Origin of the sequence: Paenarthrobacter sp. NPDC018779 (genome assembly GCF_044391085.1) — a bacterium.
GTDB lineage: Bacteria > Actinomycetota > Actinomycetes > Actinomycetales > Micrococcaceae > Arthrobacter.
In genome coordinates, this window is sequence record NZ_JBIRZS010000012.1 from 1 (window position 1) to 24,805 (window position 24,805).

28 protein-coding genes are annotated in these 24,805 nt (G+C 63.1%); 12 read left to right on the forward strand and 16 right to left on the reverse strand.

Going from position 1 to position 24,805, the window contains the following annotated elements; genetic code table 11:
• Window positions 1-399 precede the first annotated feature (399 nt).
• Together ACH488_RS13305 and ACH488_RS13310 are read left to right on the forward strand one after the other, a co-directional pair.
• Complete coding sequence (locus ACH488_RS13305; protein WP_397324826.1) at window positions 400-597, forward strand: hypothetical protein; 198 nt, start codon at window positions 400-402, stop codon at window positions 595-597.
• Window positions 598-642: 45 nt separating this feature from the next.
• Window positions 643-903, forward strand: a complete 261-nt coding sequence (locus ACH488_RS13310; RefSeq protein WP_397324828.1) for a hypothetical protein — start codon at window positions 643-645, stop codon at window positions 901-903.
• A 72-nt stretch (window positions 904-975) separates the two neighbouring features.
• On the opposite strand, the gene ACH488_RS13315 is transcribed toward ACH488_RS13310, so the two are convergent.
• A complete protein-coding gene (locus tag ACH488_RS13315; protein ID WP_397324830.1) occupies window positions 976-3,528 on the reverse strand; it encodes an ATP-dependent DNA ligase in 2,553 nt (850 codons plus the stop codon).
• A 38-nt stretch (window positions 3,529-3,566) separates the two neighbouring features.
• Here ACH488_RS13315 and ACH488_RS13320 point away from each other — a divergent pair, with 38 nt between their 5' ends.
• Window positions 3,567-4,433: a Ku protein gene (locus tag ACH488_RS13320; RefSeq protein ID WP_397324832.1), complete on the forward strand. Its 867-nt coding sequence runs from the start codon at window positions 3,567-3,569 to the stop codon at window positions 4,431-4,433.
• A gap of 106 nt (window positions 4,434-4,539) precedes the next feature.
• On the opposite strand, the gene ACH488_RS13325 is transcribed toward ACH488_RS13320, so the two are convergent.
• The 4 genes from ACH488_RS13325 to ACH488_RS13340 form a co-directional block, all read right to left on the reverse strand.
• A complete protein-coding gene (locus ACH488_RS13325; RefSeq protein ID WP_397324834.1) occupies window positions 4,540-5,376 on the reverse strand; it encodes a carbohydrate ABC transporter permease in 837 nt (278 codons plus the stop codon).
• Window positions 5,373-6,335: a carbohydrate ABC transporter permease gene (locus ACH488_RS13330; RefSeq protein ID WP_397324836.1), complete on the reverse strand. Its 963-nt coding sequence runs from the start codon at window positions 6,333-6,335 to the stop codon at window positions 5,373-5,375. The genes ACH488_RS13325 and ACH488_RS13330 overlap by 4 nt, the downstream gene beginning before the upstream one ends.
• A gap of 7 nt (window positions 6,336-6,342) precedes the next feature.
• Window positions 6,343-7,641, reverse strand: coding sequence for an ABC transporter substrate-binding protein (locus ACH488_RS13335; protein ID WP_397324838.1), 1,299 nt, complete (start codon window positions 7,639-7,641; stop codon window positions 6,343-6,345).
• 61 nt (window positions 7,642-7,702) lie between these two features.
• Entirely contained in the window at window positions 7,703-8,920 is a 1,218-nt protein-coding gene (locus ACH488_RS13340) for an aminotransferase class V-fold PLP-dependent enzyme (protein WP_397324840.1), read from the reverse strand.
• A 245-nt stretch (window positions 8,921-9,165) separates the two neighbouring features.
• Here ACH488_RS13340 and ACH488_RS13345 point away from each other — a divergent pair, with 245 nt between their 5' ends.
• Entirely contained in the window at window positions 9,166-9,858 is a 693-nt protein-coding gene (locus ACH488_RS13345; RefSeq protein WP_397324842.1) for a FadR/GntR family transcriptional regulator, read from the forward strand.
• Window positions 9,859-9,974: 116 nt separating this feature from the next.
• On the opposite strand, the gene ACH488_RS13350 is transcribed toward ACH488_RS13345, so the two are convergent.
• The 3 genes from ACH488_RS13350 to ACH488_RS13360 form a co-directional block, all read right to left on the reverse strand.
• Window positions 9,975-10,241 (reverse strand): Rho termination factor N-terminal domain-containing protein, encoded by a 267-nt coding sequence (locus ACH488_RS13350; RefSeq protein WP_397324844.1) that lies wholly within the window; start codon window positions 10,239-10,241, stop codon window positions 9,975-9,977.
• A 48-nt stretch (window positions 10,242-10,289) separates the two neighbouring features.
• Complete coding sequence (locus ACH488_RS13355) at window positions 10,290-10,772, reverse strand: DUF6328 family protein (protein WP_397324846.1); 483 nt, start codon at window positions 10,770-10,772, stop codon at window positions 10,290-10,292.
• 156 nt (window positions 10,773-10,928) lie between these two features.
• Entirely contained in the window at window positions 10,929-11,099 is a 171-nt protein-coding gene (locus tag ACH488_RS13360) for a hypothetical protein (RefSeq protein WP_397324848.1), read from the reverse strand.
• A gap of 271 nt (window positions 11,100-11,370) precedes the next feature.
• Between ACH488_RS13360 and ACH488_RS13365 the strand changes: the two genes are divergently transcribed.
• Together ACH488_RS13365 and ACH488_RS13370 are read left to right on the forward strand one after the other, a co-directional pair.
• The gene (locus ACH488_RS13365; protein WP_397324850.1) at window positions 11,371-11,850 is read left to right on the forward strand and encodes a Dps family protein; all 480 of its coding nucleotides are present in this window, start codon (window positions 11,371-11,373) and stop codon (window positions 11,848-11,850) included.
• Between the two features lie 30 nt (window positions 11,851-11,880).
• Window positions 11,881-12,837, forward strand: coding sequence for a DNA topoisomerase IB (locus tag ACH488_RS13370; protein WP_397324852.1), 957 nt, complete (start codon window positions 11,881-11,883; stop codon window positions 12,835-12,837).
• Between the two features lie 89 nt (window positions 12,838-12,926).
• Here the strand turns inward: ACH488_RS13370 and ACH488_RS13375 are convergent, their stop codons facing one another.
• The 6 genes from ACH488_RS13375 to ACH488_RS13400 all read right to left on the reverse strand — a co-directional run bounded on the left by ACH488_RS13375 (window position 12,927) and on the right by ACH488_RS13400 (window position 18,367).
• Window positions 12,927-13,202 carry an HPr family phosphocarrier protein gene (locus ACH488_RS13375; protein WP_397324854.1) on the reverse strand — a complete coding sequence of 92 codons (276 nt, stop codon included), beginning with the start codon at window positions 13,200-13,202 and terminating at the stop codon, window positions 12,927-12,929.
• A gap of 29 nt (window positions 13,203-13,231) precedes the next feature.
• Complete coding sequence (locus tag ACH488_RS13380; RefSeq protein WP_397324856.1) at window positions 13,232-15,289, reverse strand: fructose-specific PTS transporter subunit EIIC; 2,058 nt, start codon at window positions 15,287-15,289, stop codon at window positions 13,232-13,234.
• A 2-nt stretch (window positions 15,290-15,291) separates the two neighbouring features.
• Entirely contained in the window at window positions 15,292-16,278 is a 987-nt protein-coding gene (locus tag ACH488_RS13385) for a 1-phosphofructokinase family hexose kinase (RefSeq protein ID WP_397324858.1), read from the reverse strand.
• Entirely contained in the window at window positions 16,275-17,069 is a 795-nt protein-coding gene (locus ACH488_RS13390; RefSeq protein ID WP_397324860.1) for a DeoR/GlpR family DNA-binding transcription regulator, read from the reverse strand. Before ACH488_RS13390 ends, ACH488_RS13385 begins: the two co-directional genes overlap by 4 nt.
• 602 nt (window positions 17,070-17,671) lie before the next feature.
• On the reverse strand, window positions 17,672-17,881 hold the full coding sequence (locus ACH488_RS13395) for a hypothetical protein (RefSeq protein WP_397324862.1): 210 nt from the start codon (window positions 17,879-17,881) through the stop codon (window positions 17,672-17,674).
• A gap of 54 nt (window positions 17,882-17,935) precedes the next feature.
• Window positions 17,936-18,367: a hypothetical protein gene (locus ACH488_RS13400; RefSeq protein ID WP_397324864.1), complete on the reverse strand. Its 432-nt coding sequence runs from the start codon at window positions 18,365-18,367 to the stop codon at window positions 17,936-17,938.
• Between the two features lie 161 nt (window positions 18,368-18,528).
• Between ACH488_RS13400 and ACH488_RS13405 the strand changes: the two genes are divergently transcribed.
• From ACH488_RS13405 to ACH488_RS13415, 3 genes are all read left to right on the forward strand, one after another.
• Entirely contained in the window at window positions 18,529-19,302 is a 774-nt protein-coding gene (locus ACH488_RS13405; protein ID WP_397324866.1) for a GAF and ANTAR domain-containing protein, read from the forward strand.
• Between the two features lie 240 nt (window positions 19,303-19,542).
• Window positions 19,543-20,001 (forward strand): hypothetical protein, encoded by a 459-nt coding sequence (locus tag ACH488_RS13410; protein ID WP_397324868.1) that lies wholly within the window; start codon window positions 19,543-19,545, stop codon window positions 19,999-20,001.
• A gap of 40 nt (window positions 20,002-20,041) precedes the next feature.
• Window positions 20,042-21,169, forward strand: a complete 1,128-nt coding sequence (locus ACH488_RS13415) for a glutamate--cysteine ligase (RefSeq protein WP_397324869.1) — start codon at window positions 20,042-20,044, stop codon at window positions 21,167-21,169.
• Between the two features lie 78 nt (window positions 21,170-21,247).
• Here ACH488_RS13415 and ACH488_RS13420 read toward each other — a convergent pair whose 3' ends face one another.
• Window positions 21,248-21,649, reverse strand: coding sequence for a VOC family protein (locus ACH488_RS13420; protein WP_397324871.1), 402 nt, complete (start codon window positions 21,647-21,649; stop codon window positions 21,248-21,250).
• 48 nt (window positions 21,650-21,697) lie between these two features.
• On the reverse strand, window positions 21,698-22,120 hold the full coding sequence (locus ACH488_RS13425) for a helix-turn-helix transcriptional regulator (protein WP_397324874.1): 423 nt from the start codon (window positions 22,118-22,120) through the stop codon (window positions 21,698-21,700).
• Window positions 22,121-22,146: 26 nt separating this feature from the next.
• Between ACH488_RS13425 and ACH488_RS13430 the strand changes: the two genes are divergently transcribed.
• The 3 genes from ACH488_RS13430 (at window position 22,147) to ACH488_RS13440 (ending at window position 24,791) form a co-directional block, all read left to right on the forward strand.
• Window positions 22,147-22,785, forward strand: coding sequence for an alpha/beta hydrolase (locus ACH488_RS13430; protein WP_397324876.1), 639 nt, complete (start codon window positions 22,147-22,149; stop codon window positions 22,783-22,785).
• A gap of 267 nt (window positions 22,786-23,052) precedes the next feature.
• Window positions 23,053-24,051 (forward strand): LacI family DNA-binding transcriptional regulator, encoded by a 999-nt coding sequence (locus ACH488_RS13435; RefSeq protein WP_397324878.1) that lies wholly within the window; start codon window positions 23,053-23,055, stop codon window positions 24,049-24,051.
• Between the two features lie 8 nt (window positions 24,052-24,059).
• Complete coding sequence (locus tag ACH488_RS13440; protein WP_397324880.1) at window positions 24,060-24,791, forward strand: HAD family hydrolase; 732 nt, start codon at window positions 24,060-24,062, stop codon at window positions 24,789-24,791.
• Window positions 24,792-24,805 lie beyond the last annotated feature (14 nt).

Genomic DNA, 24,805 nt, shown 5'->3' on the forward strand with positions numbered 1-24,805 from the left:
GGCCTTCTTCTTCGTCACAGCTTGCCGCTGGGCCATCGTTAGCTCCATGAAAACGGGCATAACCCGCAACCGCCGCCAACACCCTCAACCACGCCACTACGCGGAGGTTTTCAAATGAGGCAACGTATCCGGCTACGCGGAGGTTTTCTATGAGTCAATGCGCGGGGTTCCCAAACGCGGTCCATCTTGGCTAAGGTGTGACGCATGGGAACATTGATTTTTGAGTAAACCGCCTGCGCCTCTTGATGCGCAGCCGAGTTTCACCTGACAAAAATCCACGCCTGTTGAGGCCCTGCCTCCATGCCGTTCCCGTTGTCGCCTTCTTTGCTTCATGACCACACCGTGACGCCGTGGTTCCCGCGCCTCTCCAGGACTTCACCACCTTTGAGGAGTCCACTTATGACTGCCAACACGCCAGATAACAACCAAGCCGCCCAAGGCGGAATCAAATCCAAACTGACCGACGCCCAGCGGGCCATGCTTGACAGCAAGTCCGGGGGAGGAGCCCCCGGTGGCTGGCAAAGCACGGGCAAGGGCCACAAGCCAACGCACGCCAGCGGAAAGCAGGCAAAGACCATGAAAAAGGTCCGCTGGTAGGCCTAGACTTGAAATCCCTTCGTTTCACTGAGGAAAGGAAGAACCATGACTGCGAACCATAATTCCGGAGGCATCAACCCCGAGGTGGCCAGCCACTTGGTGGAGTCCATGGATATGGCTCCCATGCCTGAGCCGGCTGCCGTAGTAGCTACTCTCGGCACCGAGCAGGGCAAGCAATGGCCGGACGGTAACGGCAAGCGGCGGCACCCGAAGGACCACGACCAATCCCATGGCCGCGCAGGCCAGGGCGCAGCGGTCACCGCGGTCCACCGGACCAGCCGGCCCCAGATGCCGCACTCCTCCTGATCCAACCCCCGCCTGCCCAACTAGGTCGCACTTCGCGTCGTTCTGAGTGCTGGGAACGACCTGAACTGCGACCTAGTTGGGCAGGGTTACGTCGGAAGGCGACTTGTCCGGGCGCCACCCTTTCCACACGGGATGCCGCAGCCGCCCGGGACCCGTCCATTCGCCGAAGGTCACCTCTGCCACGAGATCCGGCTCTACCCAGGTTGCCCCGGCGGCGTCCTCGCGCGGAATGTCCAGGAACGGCGAATCCTTCGTGGCTCGCGGCTGGAGTTTCCCCAGGATGTCGTTGAGCTGCCAGTCGGAGAACCCGGACCCCACCCGGCCCACATACCGCAGCTTGCCGCCGTCGGGAATTCCCAGGAGCAGCGAGCCGAAGGTCCCGCTCCTTGCGCCGGCACCCGGGCGCCAGCCGCCGATCACCACTTCCTGACTCCGCTCCAGTTTCAGCTTGATCCACGAGCGGCTTCGCCTTCCCACGGTGTAGCGGCTGTCCGCTTTCTTGGCCATGACGCCTTCCAAGCCGAGTTCGGCAGCTACCGCCAGCAGGTCGTCCACGTCGTGGTCCAGGACCTCGGATACGCGCAGTGGACAGCCCTCACTGAGCTTGTCCACGAACGAGGACAAATGCTCTCTCCGCTCGCGGAACGGCAGCCTGCTGAGGTCCGCGCCGCGGTGGTACAAGAGGTCGAAAAGCATCAACTGCACCGGAACCGACGCCTGTGCCCGCTCGATGTCCGCTGCCTTGACCAAGTTCATCCGCTGCTGCAGCCGGCCGAAATCGGGTTTGCCGCCCTTGCCGAAGGCGACGATCTCACCGTCGGCCACGAAATCGCCGTCGGGCCAGCAGTTGCGGTCCGTGAGCTCCGGATAGGCGGCCGTGAGGTCGTTACCGTTGCGGCTCATGAGGCGGATCCGGCCCTCCGTGCCCGTGATGATTGCGCGGATTCCGTCCCACTTGAGTTCGTAGAGCCAGTCGCCGCCACTGAGCTCTCCGGTGCTGCCGGCCGAGGCCAGCATGGGAGTGTAGCCAGGCATTGGTTCAGGCTCGACGGCGGTTGGCGGCTTCGCGTCCGGAGCTGCCTTCCCGTCAGGCGCCGGTGCGGCAGCTTTCTTCCGGCCTCCCGGCTGCTCCTTCATCAGATGTATGAGCCAGCGATCACCGGTGTTGATCAGGGCGAAGCGCTTGGTTCCGCCCAGGCCGCCACCTGGTTCACCCGTCAGCGTGGCGATGACTTCCTTGCCCTCGCGCCACTTCTCGCACGTGAATTCGCCACGATCCCAGATGGTCACGGTCCCGCCGCCGTACTCACCTTTGGGAATCACTCCCGCGAAGTTGGCGTAGTCCATGGGGTGGTCCTCGGTGTGGACGGCGAGGTTGTTGCGGTCCGGAGTATCGGGAACGCCGCGTGGCAGGGCCCAGGAGACCAGGACGCCGTCGTGCTCCAGCCGGAAATCGAGGTGGTAGCGGCGGGCGTGGTGTTCCTGGATGACGAAGATGCCGCCGGGCGGCGCGGGGTCGCCGGGCCGCGGTTGATCGGAGGAGGCGGTGGCCGTCCCGCTTGAGGAAACGGACGACGCCGGGAACGGTTCCGGAGTCTTGCCCGGATCACGCATTCCTACATACTTGGCCAGGCGTCCCTCCACGGTGACCTTTTCCCGGCCACCCGTCTTTGGCGAGCCTGCACTCTCAGCGGGAGTGCCGGCGTCGTTCTCTTCACTGTGGGGCGGCAGGTGCCTGCCGGAGATCGACGCGAAGTGGTCCTCGCCCGTGCTGACCCGGTCCATGACCTCCGTGAACTCAAGGTGGCCGAGGTCCGGGTCATCGAGTTCGTCCCAGGTCCTGGGCGCGGCGACGGTGGGGTGGGGCTTGCCGCGCAGGGAGTAAGGAACAATGGTGGTTTTGTTGCCGCTGTTTTGGCTCCAGTCCACCAACACCTTGCCGCTCCGCAGCGACTTCTTCATATCGCTGACCACCAGCTTGGGATGGTCCGCCTCAAGGGCCCGGGCGAGCTCATGGGCGAACGCCGAAACCTGCTCGGACTTCAGCGTTCCTTCGAGCCCGGTGTAAAGGTGGATGCCCTTGCTTCCGCTCGTGACCGGTACCGGCTCCATGCCCATGTCCTGCAAAATGGAGCGGGCCAGCTTGGCCACCTCCACGCATTCCGGCAAACCCGCACCGGGACCGGGATCCAGGTCCAGGACAAAGCGGTCCGGCCGCAGGGGAGTCCCGGACGGATCCACTTGCCATTGTGGAACGTGGATTTCCAGGGAAGCAATCTGCGCCATCCATGTGAGCGTGGCCAGGTTGTTGACCATGGGGTAGACGTTGGTGTGGTCGGAGTGATGGATGGTGGCACGCGGGATCCATCGGGGAACGGAGCTTTCGAGGTTCTTCTGGAAAAACACTTCCCCGGGGTTCGCGGCCGTGCCCACGCCGTTCACCCAGCGTTTCCGCGTCACGGGCCGGTTGGCCGCCGCGGGAATGAGGAAGGGGGCAACCGCGGCGTAGTAGGCCAGCACTTCGGCCTTGGTGGTGCCGGTTTCCGGGTAGATGATTTTGCCAAGGTTGGTGAGGGTCAGTTCGTGGCCTTCAACAGTGACACGTTCCTTCTGCTTGCCTGCCACCTCTTCTCCTCTGCTGGCTTGTGCTGTTGACTGGGTGCATGAGGGCCATATGGAAGGGATCTATCGCGTTCGGTCTGGTCAACGTACCAGTTAAGCTCTACAGCGCCACAGAGGACCACGACATTGGACTCCACCAAGTCCACAATAAGGACGGCGGCCGCATCCGTTACCAGCGGAAATGCGAAATTTGCGGCGAAGTGGTGGCGTACGAGGATATTGACAAGGCTTACGAAGAAGAAGGCCGGACCGTCGTCCTCACCTCCGCCGAATTAAAATCGCTCCCTGAAGAGAACAGCCGCGAAATCGAAGTAGTCGAATTCATTCCGGCCGAACAGCTGGACCCGATCATGTATGAGCGCAGCTATTTCCTTGAGCCGGATTCCAAATCGCCCAAGGCTTACATGCTTTTGCGGCAAACACTCGAAGACACAGACCGGATCGCCATAGTCCAGTACGCCCTGCGGCAAAAGACCCGGCTTGGTGCCTTGCGTGTGCGCGGCGACGTCCTGCTGCTCCAGGCCCTCTTGTGGGGCGACGAAGTGCGCGAGGCCAAATTCCCGTCACTGGAAACGGACATCAAGATCTCGGACAAGGAACTCGAAATGTCCTCCGCCCTGGTGGAGTCCATGGCACACGACTTCGATCCGGACGAATACACCGACGACTACCAGGTGCAGCTGAAGACGTTGATCGAGGCCAAGCTGGAGAAGGGCGAGGCCCTGGACACCGAGGCAACGTTCGGCGTAGTGGAAGGGGAAGGCGAGGGCGGCGACGTCATCGACCTCATGGAAGCGCTCAAGCGGAGCCTGGACAAGAAGCGCGGCAAGGAAAAAGCGGACGACGACGACGCTGCCGCCACCAAAGCCGCCAGCAAGCCCAAGGCGCGGGCCAAGAAAAAGGCTTGACCCGCCGTCGTTTTTTACCCAACTGAGTGCACCCAACTGAGTCACAGTTAAGCGCGTTTAGAGCCGTCTAAACGTGCTGAACTGCGACTCAGTTGGGTCTTTAAGCTCAGCCTTTGACGGAGCCAGCCGTCAGGCCTTGGACGATGAACTTGCTGGCGAAGGCGAAGATCACCAGCGTGGGGACCACCGTCAGGACCGCGGCAGCGGACATGGAACCCCAATCAATGTTGAAGCTGGAGATGAAGCCGGCCAACGCCGTCGGAATTGTCTTGTTGCTGTCGCTGTTCATCAGGGTTACCGACAAGAACAATTCGTTCCAGCAGTTCACGAAATTGAAGACGAAGCTCGCAGCAATGCCGGGCAGCATTACGGGAACGATGACCCTGAAGAGCGCACCCATGCGGGAACAGCCATCGATCATGGCCGCCTCCTCCAAGGCGTCGGGGACGTTCTCGAAGAAGCCGCGGAGCATGATGGTGCAGAACGGAATGCAAATGGCGATGTAGATCAGGATCAACCCGGTCTTGGAATCCACCAGCCCGAAGTCGGTCATCATCAGGTAGAGCGGACCCAAGGCAATAAAACCGGGGATCATTTGCGTGATGAGGAAAGCGCCCAGCACTGCCCCGCGTCCGGAGAACTGGAACCGGGCCAGGACGTAGGCGGAGAGCAGGGAAATGAGCGTGGCAACGGAGGCTGCCACCAATGCCACCACCAGGCTGTTGAGCATGTACTGGCCAAAGTCGGACTTCGTGAACAGTCCGACGTAATTGTCGAAGGACAACTGCTTGGGCCAATAATCCAGCGGAAGGGAGTAAATGGCGCCCGGTTCCTTGAGGGACGTCACCACGATCCAGTACAGCGGGAAAACGGTGACGATCAGGCAGAGGCCCAAAAAGACAACCTTGGAAACGCGGCCAATGAGCGTCGGGCTGTTGATCATTGGGCTCCCTTTCGAAAGCGGACGGCCATGAGGTAGAAAGCTGCGAAAAGCATCAGGGTGACCATGACGATCAACCCCAGCGCGGACGCCTTGCCGTAGTCGCCTTCCTGGGTGATTTTGATCATGTAGGTGGTGATGATGTGGGTCTGGTCTGCTGGTCCGCCGCCGGTCATCGCGAAGATGATGTCCGGGAAGTTGAAGATCCAAATCACCCGCAGCAGGATGGTTAGCGCCAGCGTCGTGGAAATGCTGGGCAGCGTGATGCTGAAGAACGTACGCACCTTGCCCGCACCATCCAACGCGGCGGCCTCATACATTTCGTCCGATACCGACTGCAGGGCAGCGAGGATCATGATGGCGAAGAACGTGACGCCGTACCAAATGTTGGCGATGATGATGGCCGTCATGGCGAAGCCCGGATCGGACAACCAGGGAATGGGCGAGCTGATCAGGCCGGACTTCATCAGGAGGTCATTCACCACGCCGAACTCGGCGTTGAACATCCAACGGAACAGCATGCCGATGAGGAAACCGGACACCGCCCAGGGGAAGAAGATCATGGCCTGGTACGCTCCACGCATCCTGAACCGCCGCTTCAGGAACAGTGCCACCGCGAACCCGATGACTACTTGCGGGACCAGGGAGCCGACCACCCACACCACGGTGTTCCGGACGATCGTCCCGAACTCCGGTGCGTCGAAGAGGCTCTGGAAATTCCCGAAGCCAATCCACGACGTATCTGAAAGGTCGTTCAGGTTCCAGTTCCGGAAGGCCATCTGGCTGCCCGCGATCATGGGGTAGTAAGTGAAGATCCCCACGAAAACCGCGGCCGGGGCCAGGAACGCCAGCAAGGTCAGCGCAGTCCTGCCACTGAACCGCCTTTTCCTGCTGGCCGGTTCCCTTCGCAAGCCCTCGCGCCCCGAAGGCGGAGAGGTGGAACGCTTGAGGTCGAGGCTCATGGGGCCTCTAGCCCTTCATCTTTTCTGTCCAGAACGTGTCCCAACTGGCCAGCAGCTCGGAGGTGCTCATCTGCCCTGTGAGCACCCGCTGGAGTTCGCCGTCGGACTTCTTGATCCACTCGGTCCACCAAGACACGCTGCGGGGCTGGATGGCCGAAACGTAGGTATCGGGGTTCTCCGTCATCTTCACGTAGGCAGCCCACGGGCCGGTGCTGTAGAAGGTGTCCTGGGCGGCGGACTTCAGGGTAGGAACAAGGCTGTTGTCCTTGCTGAACGTGGTGGCAGCGTCGCCCTGGGCCAGGTACTTGATGAGCTTCACTGCTTCCGGCTTGGCGTTGGAGGACTGGGCGATGCCCCAACCTGCCGAGGCTACTGGCTGGATTGCCTTACCGCCCGGTCCTACCAGCAAAGGCGCAACATTCCACTGGTCCGGCTTGATGGCCTGCGACTCCTTGACCGTTGCGATTACCTCAGGGTCCTGCAGCAGGAACGCCGTGGAGCCGTTGCTGAAGCCCTGGACCATCTCCGGGTAACCCCACGCCACGGACGACGGCGGAGATCCCTTCTTGAAGAGGTCGATGTAGAGGTCCATGGCTTCCTGCGCCTTGGGGGAGGAGAAGATCGTCTCGCCGTTGGTCAGCTTGAACGCGTTCTCCCGGTCGATCTCGTCGGCAACGTAGGCCTCGATGATGGCTACGGCGTTGGAGTTGGCGTTGGTGCCCCCGCGGAACGCATAGCCGAACTTGTTCTCCGACGGCTTGTTCAGGGCTTCGGCCTGCTTTGCCATCTCGGACCAGCTGCTGGGAGGACCGTCGAACCCAGCGTCCTTGACAAGGTCCGAGCGGTAGAAGAGGGAGAGCCCGTAGAAGCCGTAGGGGATGTAGTAGGTTTTGCCGTTCTGCTTGGAATAGGTGACAGCGTTTTCGGTCAGGTTGTTCCAGCCATCCCAGCCATCCAGGTCCTTGGTCATGTCATAGAGCCAGTTGTTGGCACCAAAGGAACCCACGGTGATGTCGCGGGCCTCCACCACGTCCACGCCTTTGCCGGACTGGAGCATCTGTTGAATCTTCTGGTCAGCCTGATCGGTGGGTGGCGAGATGAGGTCGACCTTGATGTTGGGGTTTGCCTGTTCGAATCCGGCAAGGAGCTTCTTCAAAGTCTCTGTCCGGGTTGGGTTGGTGAGGCTTTCCACCATCTTCAAAGTGACCTTGCCATCGGCGGCGCCCTGTCCGCCACCGCCACAGCCTGCCAGGGCCAGAACTGCCGCCAGGCCTGCTGCGGCCGATGCCATGATTCTGGATTTCACGTGGGTCCTCCGTTGGTTGGTTGAGGTGGATTGCGCCTTGCAGTGGCGCGGTCAGTGATGTTTAGAGGGATTTGGCGAGGCGCACGAGTTCCGGCACTGCGCGTTCAGCGAAGATTTCGTAGTCCTGCGGCGAGTTGTAGAGGTGGGCGGATAGCCGCAGGAAGCCTTCGCCGTTGAAGGTGGTCACCGCGGTTTCGATGTCCAGCTGGTCTGAAATGAACGCCCGGACGCTGTGCGAATCCTCATGCGTGGTGGCCAGGCCTTGCGGCAGGCGAAGCAACCGCAGCGGGCCGACGGGCATGCCGACATCTACTGCGTGGTTTTCTCCAGTGAGGTCCGCAAAGGCAGAGCCAATGATCGCTGCGCCGTAATCACACAGGGCCGTGGCATAGCTGCGGAACGTCGCCCAGCCGTAACGTTCTTCGATGGTGGTGAACGAGGTGCCTGCAGCCATCCAGGACGTGACATCCTGGGTCCCCACATGGTCGAAGCTTTCCGGGAAACTGTAGGGGAAACCCCATGAATCGATGAGTGGCGACAGGCATTCGGCGCGATCCCCACGAGCTACAAGCGCCGCTGTGCCCCTGGGGGCGCACGCGAACTTGTGGAGGTTGCCAACCCAGTATCCGTCGAATTCGGGAACGGGAGCCTCCAGCACGCCCGGTGCGTGCGCCCCGTCCACCAGCAAGGGCACCCCGGCGGCCTTTGCAGCCTTTGCAATGGCCGCTACGGGAAACGCCCGCGCCGTAGCCGAGGTGATCTGGTCCAGCACGATCAACGCCGTCTTGTCGCCGACTTCCGCCATCAGCAGGGCCGTTGCGGTCTCCGCGTCGGCATCCAAGGGGATTTCGGCAATACGGACTCGGCCACCGCATTGCCGTGCCACGCGGTAGGCGCCTTGCAGCACGGCTCCGTACGCATGGTTCGTCATGACAATTTCCGCGCCGCGACGGAAGTCCAGCGAGTTATAGACGGCGGTGACTCCGGCGCTCGCATTCAGCACGAGTGCTGTGTCCCCGGCGTCGACCTCCAGGAAGGAGGCCACGTCCGCCCGGGCTGCCGCCACGGCCTGGTACTGGCCCATGAACCAGGTGCACGGGTTTGCGTCCATGCGGGCCTTCAGTTCCAGCTGGAATTCCTGTGCCGCCCGGGGGACCGAACCATAGGAGCCGTGGTTCAGGTGGACTTTGGAAGCTGTCAGGGTCCAGTCGGAGCGGGAGGGAGCGCCATCGGGGGTTGTCAGGGGACGCGGAGCCGTCAGATTGTTGGCTGGGTGCACAAGGGCCTTCTAGGTCGGTGAGTCAGGAACTGCCTGTAAGTTACCTCACATATATGACCCAGACAACAGACTACTCCGCAAAGTCATAAGATGACTTTGGATCAGAAGTACTAATGGGGCGCATTTCATAAACTCTGTGAGCTAAGAGATACGATGTCTCGCCTCATGAAGTCCGACCACTTGCCCGATCGGAATACCCGGCCGGTAGTGCTGTAGCGTGTACCAAGTCTGGAGGAGGCGGGTAAATGGGTGCAGTCGAGACGGCCATGCAAGGCCTGCGCAACAAGATCGCATCGGGCGAGCTCGCACCCGGACAGAAATGTCCCCCCGAAGCGGAGTTATGCGCACAACTCGGAGTATCACGGAGCTCCTTGAGGGAGGCTGTCCGCGCCATGTCCGCTCTGGGGATCATGGAGTCCAGGCACGGTTCAGGGACGTACATATCGTCCTTGGAACCCACGGTGATCCTTCAGAACTTCGCGCTGCTGGTTGACCTGCTTCCGCTGGATGGCTTGCTGGAGCTGTTCGAAATCCGGCGATTGATGGAGTCGCATGCGGCGTCCGCAGCCGCTGCCAACGCGACTCCTGCCGCCCTGGCCTCGCTCACGGCCCTGGTGGAGGCCATGGAAAACACCGCTGACCCTTCCGAATACTCGGAACTGGACTCGCAGTTCCATGAGGAAATCTGCCACGCAAGCGGCAATGCCACCTTGGCTGGCCTGGTCCGCCTGTTCCGCTCGCGCGGTGGCCACTTCCACATTTTCGACGGCGATGAAGGCACCATTGTGCGCGAAGGCAGCACGGCCGGCCACGCCGCGATCCTGGAAGCCATCGCACAAAAGAACCCCACCTTGGCCGCCGTCGCCATGGGATCGCACATCGCCCAGACCGAAGCCTGGCTCAAGCGGCTACGGCCTGTTCCGCGCCTCACGGAATGACACGGACGGTGACCTGCCCGCCGTCGTCACCATCCGCCGTCGTCACCCCAACTGAGTAGCAGTAGACGCCGTTTTGAGCGTCTAAAACGGCATCAACTGCTACCCAGTTGGGTGATTCAGTGGTTCCTCAGCATTGAAATGAGTTCGGATTTCTTCTTGTCCGAGTAACCTTTCAGGCCGAGTTCTTTTGCGCGGGACTTGAGTTTGTCTACTGTCCAATCGTCGTAGTCGCCGGACTTTCCGCCCTTGCGTCCCACTTCGCCCCGGCCTTGTTTGGCAGCGGCATTCGAGATCCGGGCGGCTTTCTCCTTGGAGGCTCCGTCATCGCGGAGTTCCTCGTAAAGTTCGGGGTCCTTGAGGCTGGGATTCTTTTTGCCGGGCATGGTGAAGATCCTTTCTTTGTTGAAGCCGGGGCCGGCCGCAGTGCGAGGTCAGTCCTCCCGGTTCTGCAAGGCCTTGCGGTGAATCCAGAACGGGAGTCCCACAACGATCACCAGCACCACCAGGACCAGGGCTGCGCCGGTGAGCAAGCCGGCGTCCCTGCCCATGGTGACATCGAAAACCAGGGCCGCCGAGCCTACGATCAGGAGGGACACCCCTGCCAAGGCGAGTTTGGTGATGGTATCCGCGCTGGAAACGAGGGTGGCCTTGAGGCCGCGCCGGAAGAGGCGGCGGTGGATGCTGACGGGAAGGACGATCAAGATGGTGGTCAGTGAGGCGACCAGCACATTGAAGAGGTACAGGCCGGTCTGCCAGTCGTCCAGGGTGGAGAACCTGGATTGAAAGGGGAGGGTCAGCAGAAAGCCGCCCAGGATCTGGACTCCGGTCTGGAGGACGCGCAGTTCCTGGATCAGCTCCAGCCAATTGCGGTCCATCTTCTCTTCGGTGGATTCGTTGCGGCCGGTTCGTGCCACCGGCTCAGTGTCCGCCACTTCAGGCACCTCCACGTGGGTGTGATGCGCCGGAGGACTGCCCCGAACTGCAGCATCGCTGCGGGGACAGCCCTCACGGTTTTCTCGGTAGTTAGGTTGCGCCGGCCTCGCGGCCCGGCTGGTGTCGCGCTGCGGGCTCTATACCGTGTGGCCGCGGCGACCTGACATGAAGCTGAGAAGCCAGCCGATGGCTGCGACCACCAGGAGGACGACGCCCACCCACAGCAGCCAGTTGAGGGCCGACGAGAAGCCGCCCACAAGAAGAAGGACAATCGCCACTACACCAGCAATGATCAGAAGCGTGTTCATGGTCAGCACATTCCTTTCTGGGAGGAATCCGGCGGCTTGTGGACGGATTCCTGACATGCATTCCGTTTACTTCAATTGAGTTATGCCGGTACCTGGAAACAGTTCCAAGGTGCCTATGCCGTGCCACAAACCGGTTCCCGCGGTTTCCCGGTTCGCCAGTTGTGAACAGCGACACTCTTCATTGTACTACTAAGCATCCTTATGAAAGAGTTGTTGAAGTAGCCACTTGATGATTGGGTGAACGTCCAGGCAGCGTCCACGAGAGGAAAACATGAAAGCGTCACAGCAACTCGCAGACAACCTTCAGATCGTCCTGACCGACTTGATTGAGCTTCAACTCCAAGGAAAGCAGGCCCACTGGAACATCGTTGGTCCGAACTTCAGGGACCTTCACCTCCAACTGGATGAACTGGTCCTTGCCACCCGGCAATTCGCGGACGACACCGCAGAACGCATGCGGGCCCTCCATGCACTCCCCGACGGCCGCAGCGGGACCATCGCCAAGGGCACCCGCCTTGAAGAATTCCCCGGCGGACTGGTCAATACCAAGAACGCCGTCAAACTGGTGACGGATCGCGTGGAACGCACCGTCCAGACCATGCGCGATGTCCACGATGAGGTTGATGAGGAAGACCCCACGACGGCGGACCTCCTGCATGAGTTCATCGCCCGCCTTGAGCAGTTGGCGTGGATGATCAACGCGGAGACCATGGGTTCCGGCGCGCCCGTGACCGATCCCGACGAAGCCTGACCGGCCCGGGACGACGGCAGGGCGGCCGCCATGGCCAGGCTTCGGCGAAGCGACCTGTCCAAGCCCGGCATCGTCCGGCGCCGCTCGGGCAAGGGCTTTAGTTACCGGCACCCCGACGGAACACTACTGGACGCGGAGGATCGCCAGCGCATCAAGGCGCTGGCGATCCCGCCTGCGTGGACCGACGTTTGGATCAGTCCGTACGAGAATGCCCATATCCAGGCCACCGGTGTTGATGCGGCCGGTCGAAGCCAGTACATGTACCACCCACGCTGGCGTCAACGTAAAGACACTGAGAAGTTCCAACGCGCAGCGGAGCTCGGCAGTGCTTTTCCCTCGATCCGCCGGGCCGTCACCATGGACCTCAAGGACGCTTCCTCGCAGAAGCAGCAGACCCTGGCGGCAGCCGTCCGTCTCATGGACCTCGGTGCGCTGCGGGTCGGTTCCGAGAGCTACATGCGCCAGAACGGCTCATATGGGCTGACCACCCTCAGGTGCAGGCACGCACGCATCAAAGACGACGCCGTAGCCCTGAAATTTCCCGGCAAGAGCGGGCAATGGTGGGATACGTCCATCAATGACCCCGTCCTGGCGGCCTTTCTGGAACCTTTGGCGCGCAGGCCCGGCAAGGAGCGGCTGCTTTCGTACAAGGACGACGGCGTCTGGGTCCCCTTGGATGGGCACATGGTCAACGAGTACCTCCGAAGCATCGCCGGGGAAGCTTACACTTCCAAGGATTTCCGCACCTGGAAGGGCACTGCGGCGGCAGCCCTGTGCCTCCTGAAGAATGACGGGACCATGACCCGTCCCCAAGCCTTGGTGAAAGCCATGAAGGAAGCGGCGGAGATGCTGGGCAACACCCCTGCCGTGGCCCGCACGTCCTACGTGGACCCGCGGATCGTGGAGGCCTACCTCGAAGGGGAACTTGAGAAGATCAAGCCCACCGAGCCCTCGATCGCCGAGTTCCTGATGGGGAAGCAGGGCTGACGCCCGAACCTGTTCCGGACATAGGAAGAGCCTGGTGACACCCCCATAAGGGTGTCGCCAGGCTCTTTCCGTGTCGCTGATAAATGCGATCAGGCGTCGTGGTCCGTTTCGAGGATCTTCACGAGGCTCTCCAGGGCGGCGTCCGCACCTTCGCCCTCGGCCCGCAGCACCACGACGTCTCCGTGCGAAGCACCGAGGCTCATGAGGGACAGGATGCTGGCGGCGTCCATGGCGTCGTCGGCCGGTTCGCCTTCGCGGGCGATGGTGACCTCAAGGTCCAGGTCTCCCGCGGCTTCGGCGAAGATGGCTGCCGGGCGGGCGTGGAGGCCGACTCGGCTGGCGATGGTGGCTGTACGTTCAGGCATTGATGCTCCTTTGAGAGGTTGTGGAGAGTCTAGACGGTTGCGGGTACGGGTTCGGCTTCAACGGCCTCCGGCTTGCGGACTGCCCAGCGCTTGAGGGCGATGACCAGGAGCGCCGTGATGACCACGCCTACCGCGATCGACAGGAAGAACAACAGGAAGTTGTCGATTGCGAAGAAGACGAACAGGCCACCGTGCGGTGCCTTGGAGGTGACAGCGAAGGCCATGGAGAGTGCACCGGTCACTGCGCCGCCCACCATGCTGGCGGGGATGACGCGGAGGGGATCGGCAGCGGCGAACGGGATGGCGCCTTCGGAGATGAAGGATGCACCCAGGAGCCAAGCAGCCTTGCCGTTCTCGCGCTCAGCGAGGGAGAACAGCTTCTTGTCCAGCACGGTTGCCAGGGCCATGGCCAGCGGCGGAACCATGCCTGCGGCCATGACGGCTGCCATGATTTGCCACGGTGCCTGATTGGTAATGGAAGCGGTACCCAGGCCGGCGACGGCGAAGGAGTAGGCAACCTTGTTGACCGGGCCGCCGAGGTCGAAGCACATCATGAGGCCGAGGATGATGCCGAGGATGATGGCACCTGCGCCGGTGAGGCTGGACAGGCCGGTGTTGAGGGCGTTGGTCAGGGCGACGATCGGTGCGCCGAGGATCAGGAACATCAGTCCCGAAGCCACCAGGGAGGCCAGCAGCGGAATGATCACCACCGGCATCAGGCCGCGGAGCCAGCGGGCCACATTGAGCTTGCCCAACTGGTAGGCGATGTAGCCGGCCAGGAGACCACCGACGATGCCGCCCAGGAAGCCTGCGCCCATGAACCCGGAGACAGCACCGGCCACGAAGCCCGGCGCGATGCCCGGCCGGTCTGCGATGGCGTACGCGATGTAACCAGCCAAAGCCGGAACCAGGAAGCCCAGGGACAGCGCACCGATCTTGAAGAGGACCGCGCCAAGGTAGGCACCCAAGGGGCCCCAAGCGTTGTCCGGGAACTCGGTGGGCAGGTTGAAGATGCTGTTCTCAACCACGATCTTGTCCGCGAAGCCCGTGATCAGGTAGCCGCCCATGAGGAAGCCCAGCGCAATCAGCAGGCCGCCACCGGCAACGAACGGAATCATGTAGGACACACCCGTGAGGAGGGCGCGCTTCAGCTTTTGGCCGATGTGCTCGCTCTTCTCCTCGGCCTCACGTTCAGCCTGCTCCTCCGCCCCGAAGTGGGCCACACGGTGTGCGTGGGGATCGTCGGCGGCAGCGAGTGCTTCCTGGACCATCTTGGCGGGCTCGTCGATGCCGCGCTTGACCGGAGCATTGATGACCGGCTTGCCGGCGAAGCGCTCCTTGCCGCGAACGTCCACGTCGACGGCGAAAATCACCGCATCCGCCGCAGCGATCACCGCCGGGTCCAGCGGCTTGGCGCCCGAGGAACCCTGCGTTTCAACCTGCAGGTCCACCCCCATCTCGGCAGCCGCGGCAACAAGCGAGTCGGCCGCCATATAGGTGTGCGCGATACCGGTGGGGCAAGCGGTCACGGCCACGAGGCGCTTGGGTGCGGCAGCCGCCGTCGGGCTTTCCGCCGGAGCGGCCGCAGCGGCCGGAGCTGCTGCGGAAGCAGATTCGGCGGCGTGCGCTGCGGGCTTGTCTGCCAGCGCGCCGTCCACCAGCTCCACGATTTCCTGCTCCGAGGAAGCTGCACGCAGTGCTGCCGTGAAGTCCTTCTTGATGAGCGAGCGGGCCAGCTTGGAGAGGAGCTTCAGGTGCTCCTGGTCTGCGCCGTCCGGGGCTGCGATGAAGAAGATGAGGTCCGCCGGACCGTCCTTCGCGCCGAAGTCCACCTTGTGCGACAGGCGGGCCATGGCCAGGGCGGGTTCCGTGACGGCGGCCGAACGGCAGTGCGGGATGGCAATGCCGCCGGGCACGCCGGTAGCGGTCTTCTGTTCGCGGGCGAAGGCGTCCGTGAAGAGTCCTTCAACCTCGGAAGCACGGCCAGCGTCGGCTACTTTGCCGGCCAGGACACGGATGACGTCGGCGGGGGCATCGCCCAGGTTCTGGTCGAGGGTGACCAATTGGGGTGTGATCAGCTGGGTCACTGTTAGTCCTTCTGGAGGGCCGTGATGGTTACGGCGTCTGGGGTTGTCTGGTGGACTGCCGGGACAGTGGAGCCCGGCAGCGATGCAGCAGCGGCACCATGGGCCACGGCTTGACGGAGGCAGTCCGGGGCGGAACCACCTTTGCTTGCAGCCAGCAGGTAGCCGGCCAAGGACGAATCGCCGGCACCGACAGTGCTGACGGCTTGGATCGGCGGATGCGTGGCAAGCCACGCTCCGTCTGCCGTCACCAGGACTGCGCCCTTGGATCCGAGTGTTGCGAGAACAGCACCCACACCGCTTTCGACGACGGCGGCAGCAGCTTGGGCTGCCTTGGCCGGGTCTGCTTCCAGTTCCTCAGCGGTGGAGACTTGGGTGAAACCGGCTGCGGCGGCGAGCTCTGCAAGCTCTTCGGCGTTGGGTTTCAGGAGGTCCGGCTTTCCGGCGGGGTCACCTTCCAGGGCCGCCGCGAGCGGAGCGCCGGAGGAGTCGATGGCGATCTCCGGTGCGGCGAGCCCGTCCGAGCGGGAACGGAGCCGGCGGGCGATGGTGGCGTAGAAGTCGGCGGGAACCCCTGGTGGGAGCGAGCCGGCAAGGACTACCCAGCTGGCGCCACGGGAGCGCTCCAGCAGCAGCCCGATCAGGGCCTCTTGCTGGTCGGCGCTCAACTCCGGGCCGGGTTCATTGATCTTGGTGGTGACGCCATCCGGTTCGGTGAGCGTCACGTTGCTGCGCAGCGCCTGGCCGATCGGCAGCGCCGCAAACGGCACACCGCCGTCGTGCAGTCCCGCAAGGACCGGGTCCGATTCGGCGCCCGGGAGGACGGCGAGCGTTTCGAGGCCGGAGGCCACGAGTGCCCGGGAAACGTTGACGCCCTTGCCGCCGGATTCCTGATGGACGTGGGTGGCGCGTTGCACTTCGCCGCGGGCCAGCGGTCCGGGCAGCTCCACCGTGCGGTCAAGGCTGGGGTTGGCGGTCAGGGTGACGATCATGCGACCACCACGTCTACGCCGGCGTCGGCCAGGGCTGCCGCGAGTTCCGCGGAGGGCTCCCTGTCTGTGATCAAAGTATCCACATCCTTCAGAGTGGCGAACTGGACCAGGGTTTCGGCGTCCAGCTTGGAGGAATCGGCCAGGGCCACCACGCGGCGGGCCGACTTGACGAAGGCGGCCTTGACCGCGGCTTCCTCGGGATCGGGGGTGCTGAGCCCGAAGGTGGCGTGGATGCCGTTGGCTCCGACGAACGCGATGTCCGGACGGAGCTTGAATGCTGCGTCCACGGTTGACTGTCCCACTGCTGCCTGCGTCAGTCCCCGGACGCGGCCACCCAGAATCTGGAGGGCAATACCGGGTGTGGTGGACAGCTTGCCGGCGATGGGAATGGCGTGGGTGATGACCACGAGCTCGTCCGTTGACCCGTTGGATGCCGGCGTGCGCTGTGCCAGCAGGTCCGCGAGGGTTTCGGTGGTGGAGCCGGCATCGAGCAGGACGCTGCCGGTGGTGGGCTCGGGAATCATGGCGAGGGCGGCGGCGGCGATGCGGAGTTTCTCTGCCTGGCGCTGAATGGCGCGCTCCAGGATGCTTTCTTCGCGGGTGCTGAGCCGGTCCGAGGGAACCGCGCCGCCGTGGACGCGGCGCAGGTTGCCGGAAACTTCAAGTGCTGCGAGGTCCCGGCGGATGGTTTCGGTGGTGATGCTGAATCGGTCTGCCAGCTCTGTGACACTGACGCGTCCGCGCTCCGTGACGAGTGCGGAGATCAGCTGCTGGCGCTCTTCGGCGAACACTTACCCTCCATTGCGTAATGCGTGAGTCGTTGTCTTCATTGCCTTCCACTCACGGTGACTGCTGTCACACGTTATGTGGAATTGCTTGACTCTATCTGTGTTTGTGTTGGTAAGTCAATAGAAAACAACATAAACACAGATTCGCTGGTGAGGGTGGTGAAACCGGGTTGTGACACGGGGATGTGGTGCCAGCGCCCGGACGCTGGCGTGGGCATGGCAGAGGGCATGACGCACTCCCTGTAGTGCGTCATGCCCTCGTTCGGATCCCGACTGGGGGATTTGCCAGGATCCGGTCTTAGGGGACCTGCCGTCGATGCGGCGCTGGTCCGGGGGTGCGCAAAGCTATGGTTCGCGCGGTGTGGGTCCGTCTGGCGGGGTGGTTCCCGGTACGGGTTCCCGCTCGGGAGTGGGCTCGGGAACCGGCGGTGGCCCCGGCTCCGGTAGCGGCACGGGCTCCGGTGTGGGCGCAGGTGTGCGCGGGGGATCCGTTCGTCCCGCCGGGCTGGGCTGGCCCGTTGGCGCGGCTTGGCCCGCCGGGCTGGACTGGCCAGCGGGCCCGGACGTGTCTTCCGGCCCGGGAGTCCAAGCGGCGGTTGGGTCTGTCACGACTTCCCGTTCCGTCCGTGGCTCCGCTGCTGGGGGCGGAGGGTGCGCGGCGTGGAGGAGGGATACTTGCTGGAATCCCAGCCGGAGCCCAGGTAGTCGATGGGGAGGTTGTCCGGATCCGGCGGATCGGGCAACTTGTGCTTGCGCCCGGCCTGGGGTCCCGCATTGGTGGCCAGCGACTCTTTCCTGCGCTTCTCTGCGTGCATGCGTTCTCTTCCTCTATGTCCGGACCAGGCCGGATTGAACCGAAATGGTGCGGGTTAGTCCGGAATCTCCATCCGGAAGCCGCACGTGCATCCAAGGACGCGGGTGTTGATGTAGACCTCGTAGAGCCGCAACGGTGCCCCGGGCTTGAGCGCCAAGGGTGCCTGGATGCGGCGAAGCTCGCAGCTGCGCGTTTTCATGGGGTTGCCGCAATGCAGGAACTGGCCACCGAATTGGAGCACGCCCTGGGAACTGCTGGGCCGGTTAAGGATGGCGGCCACCCGCTGCACGCTGGCGAGTTGCTCATAGGTGTATCTGCACTCCACGCACTGATAGCTGACGTCCACCCTGTTGGGCGCAGGCGGATAGTGCGACTGGATGGAATCCACCAACAGATGCTGGTCGGTGTTGCAGCGTGGGCACCACAGCCGTTCATCGGGTGGTTGGTGTGCTTCGTCGGGAACCCTCGAAGCAGGCTGGGCCGGCATGGCATTCACCTCTGTGTGAATATGGGGGCGCCCGTCTGCATGAGCTGTGAAGCGGGGTCCGTCGACGCAGACCGTAGCTAGATTGTGCACATAGGTGCACTGCAGATGCAAGGATTTTTGGGGGATCCGCTCGGGGTGGAAGAGGTGTAGATAATAGGGGCATGGACCAAATTCATCCGGACACGGCCATGCCCGTGGAGGCGCCTGCTACCGAGGACGTCACCGTGGCCGAGCAGCTCCAGGACCTGGTGATCGACAGTGAGGATGTGGGCGGATTCCTTGGCGAGCTCGCCATGTTCTCCGCAGATTCGGTGTCCGCTACCGTGGGGCTGGGCGTGCTCTGCGGCATCACCTTGAGCCGCCGTCGCAAGGCCTTGACCGTGGCCGGCAACAGCCACGAGGCGCGGCTGATTGACGAGGTCCAGCGGACGTTCGGCGATGGTCCCTGCCTGGAAGCCATGCGTACCCACACCACGGTGCTGGTGGAGGACACTGCCACCGAGGAGAGGTGGTCCGACTATTGCAGCGTGATCGCCGAGCGCGGTCATTTGTCCGTGCTGTGCGTCCCCCTGCAGTTGGACGAAGGAGCCACTGCCGCGCTCAACTTCTTTGCTCCGCAGGCCCACATTTTCGATCCTGCCACTGTCCGCAACTGCGAGTTGTATGCGAGCCAGGCAGAACGTTCCCTGCGCTTGGCCGTACGGATCGGAACCAAGCAGCAGCACGCCGACGACCTGCAGGATGCCATGGCCTCGCGCACCGCAATCGACCTTGCCTGCGGAATCATCATGGGCCAGAACCGCTGCAGCCAGGCTGAGGCGTTCGGGATACTTAAGAAGGCCTCCAACGGCCGCAACCAAAAGCTCCGGGACGTCGCTGAAGCCATGATCAAGGCTGTTGCCGGGACGGCCTCGGTGTCCCATTTCGACCTTTAGCCGCACGCGGTTAAGCCACCGGCGTCTTGTGACGTGTGGCACTGTTGAACTACATTCATTACTGGGTTAAGCCAATAGCCCCTGGATCCTTACGACCTTGGAGCGCGGCTGACCTGCCTCTCCAAGGACGCGGACTCCGACAGGAGCATTCGCTTCTCCCGACCGCTGTTCAGTGTCCCGCAAGGGACAGTTGTCGGAAACCACCGTCACGGTGGTGCTTGCAATAAAAGGAGAATGGCAATGACGCTTGGTTCCCCGATTCCTGCCCCGAAACGCTTGCCTGGGGCAACTCCCGCCACTGAAGACGCCGGCTCACGCCCGTGGTGCACAGTGTGCGATACCGATTCGTACATTTTTGTTGAAACAGTGGTTGAGGCCACGCCGAACCAGTCAGAGATTGTCGAAGTCAGCTACACCTGCAGTGAATGCGATACCTTCTACGCCCATGCCGTCCCGTTGGCCGAACTGGTCCCGGAGATCCAGACGGAATTCCTCTCTACGTCCGCGGCCGGCCTGTGGTTCAGCTGCACCCATTGCGGCGAGCCCATGACCTTGGGCCGCCCCACCGAACGGTTCATCGAAGCACCCCGGACCACTGACCGTCCGGACAGTCCCAGCCTTCTGGAGGTGTATCTGCAAACCCAGGTGCTGCACTGCCGGTGCGGCTTCCAAATGGAGGTTCCGCGCCACGTGGGATGACGGCCGTCTCTGAAGACATGACCCTTGGGGAGGGGTGGCTATGCGAACGTTCGGTGTAGAGGAAGAGCTGCTCATTGCCGATCCGATCGATGGGATGCCGCTGCCACTCGCTGCCGGCATCCTGGATCTTGCCCCGCAGCAGGGCGAGGGGGACGGGCCTTCGCTGAAGTCCGAGTTCAAGCAGGAGCAGGTGGAGGTGAACTCCCGCCCTTGCACCACCGCCGCGGGCCTTCGCCAGGAAATCCAGTTGGGTCGGGCGCTCGCGGACAAGGCCGCCAGGACCGTGGGTGCACGGGTTGCTGCCCTGGCCACGCCGCCTGTGTTCCATGCGACGCCAACCCTGGGCAACCAGCGCTACGCCACCATGGGCCATGAGTTCGGCCTGATTGCCCGGGAACAGATCACTTGCGGCTTCCACGTCCATGTTTCCATCGAGTCGCCCGAAGAGGGCGTGGCAGTCCTGGACCGTATGCGCCACTGGCTTCCGGTGTTGCTGGCCTTGAGCGCCAATTCGCCGTACTGGATGGGCGTGGACACGGGTTTCGCCAGTTACCGGACCCAGATCTGGAACCGCTGGCCCACCGCCGGGCCCATGGACGTGTTCGGCTCGGCAGAGGGATACCGGGGCGTACTGCGGGAGCTGCTCAAGACCGGCGTGCCCCTGGACGAGGGCATGATCTACTTCGATGCCCGGCTCTCCCGTGGCCAGCCAACAGTGGAGCTTCGGATCGCCGACGTCTGCCTTTATGCCGAGGACGCGCTGACCATCGCGGTCGTCGCGCGGGCCTTGGTGGAGACTTCGGCGCGGCATTGGCGGGAGGGCGTGCCGCCGTCGGACGTTTTGACCAGCGTCCTGCGCATGTCCAATTGGCGCGCCAGCCGTTACGGCGTCAACGAGCAGCTGCTCCAACCGGAGGAGCTGGTGCCCTGCCCGGCGGCGGATGCCGTGGGCGCGCTTCTGCGCCACGTTGGCCCGGCGCTCGCGGAGATGGGAGACCTGGCCGTGGCCCGGGCGGGGGTGGCGGCGATTCTCCGGCGCGGCACCGGTGAACGACTCCAGCGGCACGCCTACAGCCGCCGTTTGCGGCTTGCCGACGTGGTCTCCGCGGCCATCGCTTCGACCCACCAGGACGGGGAACGGACCGACGCCGGCCTCATGCTGCGGTAAGCACCGTTAAGGTACGACGTCGGCTGGCCGGCTTGGGCGCCCAAGCCGGCCAACCGTCGTCGTACTTCATGCGGGGCATCAGCCCTGGTTGATGCGGATCATGTTGCCCGAGGGGTCGCGGAAAGCGCAGTCGCGGGGGCCCCACGGCTGGTCGATCGGTTCCTGGAGGACCTCGGCGCCGGACGCGCGGAGCTTCTCGAACGTGCCGTCCAGATCGTCCGTGTTGAACACGAGCATGGGCATGACGCCTTTGGTGAGGAGTTCCTGGATCGCGTCCCCATCGGCCTGGGAACGGCCGGCGTGCGGCGGGGAGAGGACCAACTCGAGGTCCGGCTGGGCGTCGCTGCCGAGGGTGACCCAGCGCTGGCCGTCCGAGCCGACGTCGTTCCTGACCTTCATGCCCAGTGCGTCCCGGTAGAAGGGGAGCGACTCATCAACATCGTTGACAGTAACGTGTGCGTATTTCAGTGAGATGTTCATGACTCACACGCTATTGCAGCCGTGGACGGGGCGCTTCTTCGATCCTGCTCAGCTTGTGGGGGCCGCAGCGGTTTTGCGTCGTTCGGGGCGGGTGTGCTGCTTGGCGATGCAGTTGGGCATGGCTTTCACGGCCTCATGCTCGCGGGTGCGGTACTCGCTGGGCGTGATGCCAACAATCTCCGTGAAACGTGAGCTGAAGGAACCCAGCGAGGTACATCCGACTTCCATGCAGGCATCGGTGACACTGGTGCCGGCCCGGAGCAAGGCCATGGCCCGTTCGATCCTGCGGGTCATGAGGTAGTTGTAGGGTGATTCGCCGTAGGCGGCCTTGAACTGGCGGGAAAAATGGGCGGGGGACATGAGGGCCCCGGCTGCCATGGTGGGCACATCCAGCGGGCGCGCGTATTCCCGGTCGATGAAGTCGCGTGCGCGCCGCAGATGGGCCAGATTGGCCAGTTCCTGCGGTGTCATGCGGTCAGTCTACTAGGCTCAGGCTCATGGATTCAGTGGTTTGGTCGAAGCCCGAAAATGAGCGCGCGGGCACTCCTTTGTTGGTGATGCTGCACGGCTATGGGACCAGCGAGGACCGCATGGTTTCCCTGTTTCCGCACTTGCCGCAGGAGTTCACGTGCGTGGCCCTGCGCGGGCCGAAGGTGATCGGCGACCACTACGGTTGGTTCCTGTTGGACTACTTCCTGACCAATGATTTTGCCGACGTCATCGCTTCCACCAACAAGGTCTTCGAATGGATCGGTTCGGTGCGGCAGAACCACAGCAGCGTGAGCCTGCTGGGGTATTCCCAGGGCATGGCCATGGCCAGCACCCTCTTGCGCCTCAAGCCGGAACAGTTCGCGGCCACCGTTGGCCTCTCCGGATTTGTCCTGGACAACGACCTCCTGGCGTTGTCTGAGTCCTTCGACACTCCGCCGCCCTTTTTCTGGGGGAGGGACAAGGCGGATCCCGTGATCAACGAGGACGCCATCGCCCACACCAAGGAGTGGCTCAACGCAAACATGGCCCTCACCGCGCGGACCTACCCGGGGATGGGGCACCGGATCGAGCCCCCGGAGCTGGTGGACGTGAGTGCGTTCCTCCGTTTCTACGTCCTCGGCCCCGGCGCAACCCCGCCCATCTAGGGGACAGCACTTGTTCCACTGAGGCTTCAATGGAGCGTTATCTGTCCCCCAGTTGGGGGAGGGTGGGGATTAGACGGCATCGGGGCACCCTGACGCAACACCCGCGGTGAGGTGCGCGTCACATTTCAGAATCCAGCCCCACTCTGTTGAATGACAAAATTGTAAGCGCTTACACTTTTGGCTGCGGCGCTCCCCAAACGCCGCCACCACAGGGTGAAATCGAGCATGGAAGGGTTGAGGCCGTGTTGCATGGTTAGGACACACCGGGTGACGATCCAGGACGTTGCCCTCCTCTCCGGATTGTCCATTTGCACCGTCTCCAGGGCGCTCCGGAACCTCCCCAACGTTTCAGAAAAGGCCCAGCGGCAAGTTGCGGACGCCGCCAGCAAACTGGGCTACAAGGCCTCGGCCGCGGCAGCCCGCCTGGCCGGCGGCCGCACCGGCTCGGTGGCAATCATTGCCCCCACAGCTACCACCTGGTTCTTCGCACAAGCCGTGGAAGCGGCCGAGGAAGTGTTCGGCGACAGCGGTTATGACACCGTGCTGATCAGCCTCCGCAACAAGAAAAGCGTGAAGCAGCAGGTCTTCGGCAGCCTGGACCAATTTGCCCAGCGGGTGGATGGGCTGCTGCTGCTCAATGTTGACCTGGACCCCGGCGAAGTGGAAGCATTGGGCGCTTCCGGTTTGGCAGTGGCCAGCGTGAGCATGCGGAATGTTCCGTGGGACAATGTTGGTATCGATGACGAACATGCGGCGTGGCGGGCCACCTCCCACCTGCTGGAGTTGGGGCATTGGGACTTGGCTGTCCTTGCGAGCAATGAACCCGTTGTGAAGGACATTCCCCGCTTCCAAGGCTTCAGCCGTGCACTTGATGAACACCACCTCACCGTCCACCCGGACCAGGTGGTGGGCTGCGAGCCCAGCATCGACGACGGCCGCCGGGCGATGACCGAGCTCATGGCCCGTGGTGGGAAGCCCACTGCGGTGTTCGCCCATTGTGACGAGGCAGCGTTCGGTGCGCTCATGGCGTTGCGCGAACACGGCCTGTCGGCACCAAAGAACATGTCCGTGATCGGCATCGATGACCATCCCATGAGCTGGTTCCTTGGTTTGAGTACCGTGGCCCAGCCCGTAGCGGACCAGGGTGCCTTCGCGGCTAACCTGCTCTGCGAACGACTCGTGAATACCGAAACCCCCAACCCACCCGCCAACCACCTGCTCGATACCAAGCTCATCGAACGCAAGACCACGCGTCACAAGCGCTGAACGGAACAATGCACATGACTGACCTTCGTACTGCCTGGACGGGCGCCTCTGCGCTCCTTTTCGACCTCGACGGCGTGCTGACGCCCACCGCCGTGGTGCACGAGCAAGCGTGGCAGGAACTGTTCGACGGCTACCTCGCGGAACAAAACCACCCCGAGGGCTACCAAGAGAGCGACTACTTCGACCACATCGATGGCAAGCCGCGCTTCGATGGCGTGCGGGACTTCCTGACTTCCCGCGGCATCACCCTGCCCGAGGGGCCCACGGACGATGCCCCCACCAACGAGACCGTGCAGGGCCTGGGGAACCGCAAGAACGCCATCTTCAACGAGATCGTGGACACCCGCGGCGTGGAACCGTACCCGGGCTCGGTTAAATTCATCAACGCGGCCCTGGAACAAGGCCTCCACGTTGCCGTAGTTTCTTCGTCCCGCAACGCTCCCGCAGTCCTGAAGGCCGCCGGACTGGACCACCACTTCGAGGTGGTGGTGGACGGGCAGGTGGCTGCCGCCGTCGGGCTCCCCGGAAAGCCGGACCCCGCAACGTTCACGTACGCGGCCTCGCTGCTGGGCGTCCCCACGGAGGAATGCATTGTGGTTGAGGACGCCGTGTCCGGTGTGCAGGCCGGAAGCGCGGGAAACTTTCAGGCCGTGATCGGCGTGGACCGCGGCGCCGGTCGCCAAACCCTTCTCGACGCCGGCGCGACGCTGGTGGTCGAAGACCTCAACGACCTTCTCTGACCCGACTTTTCAAA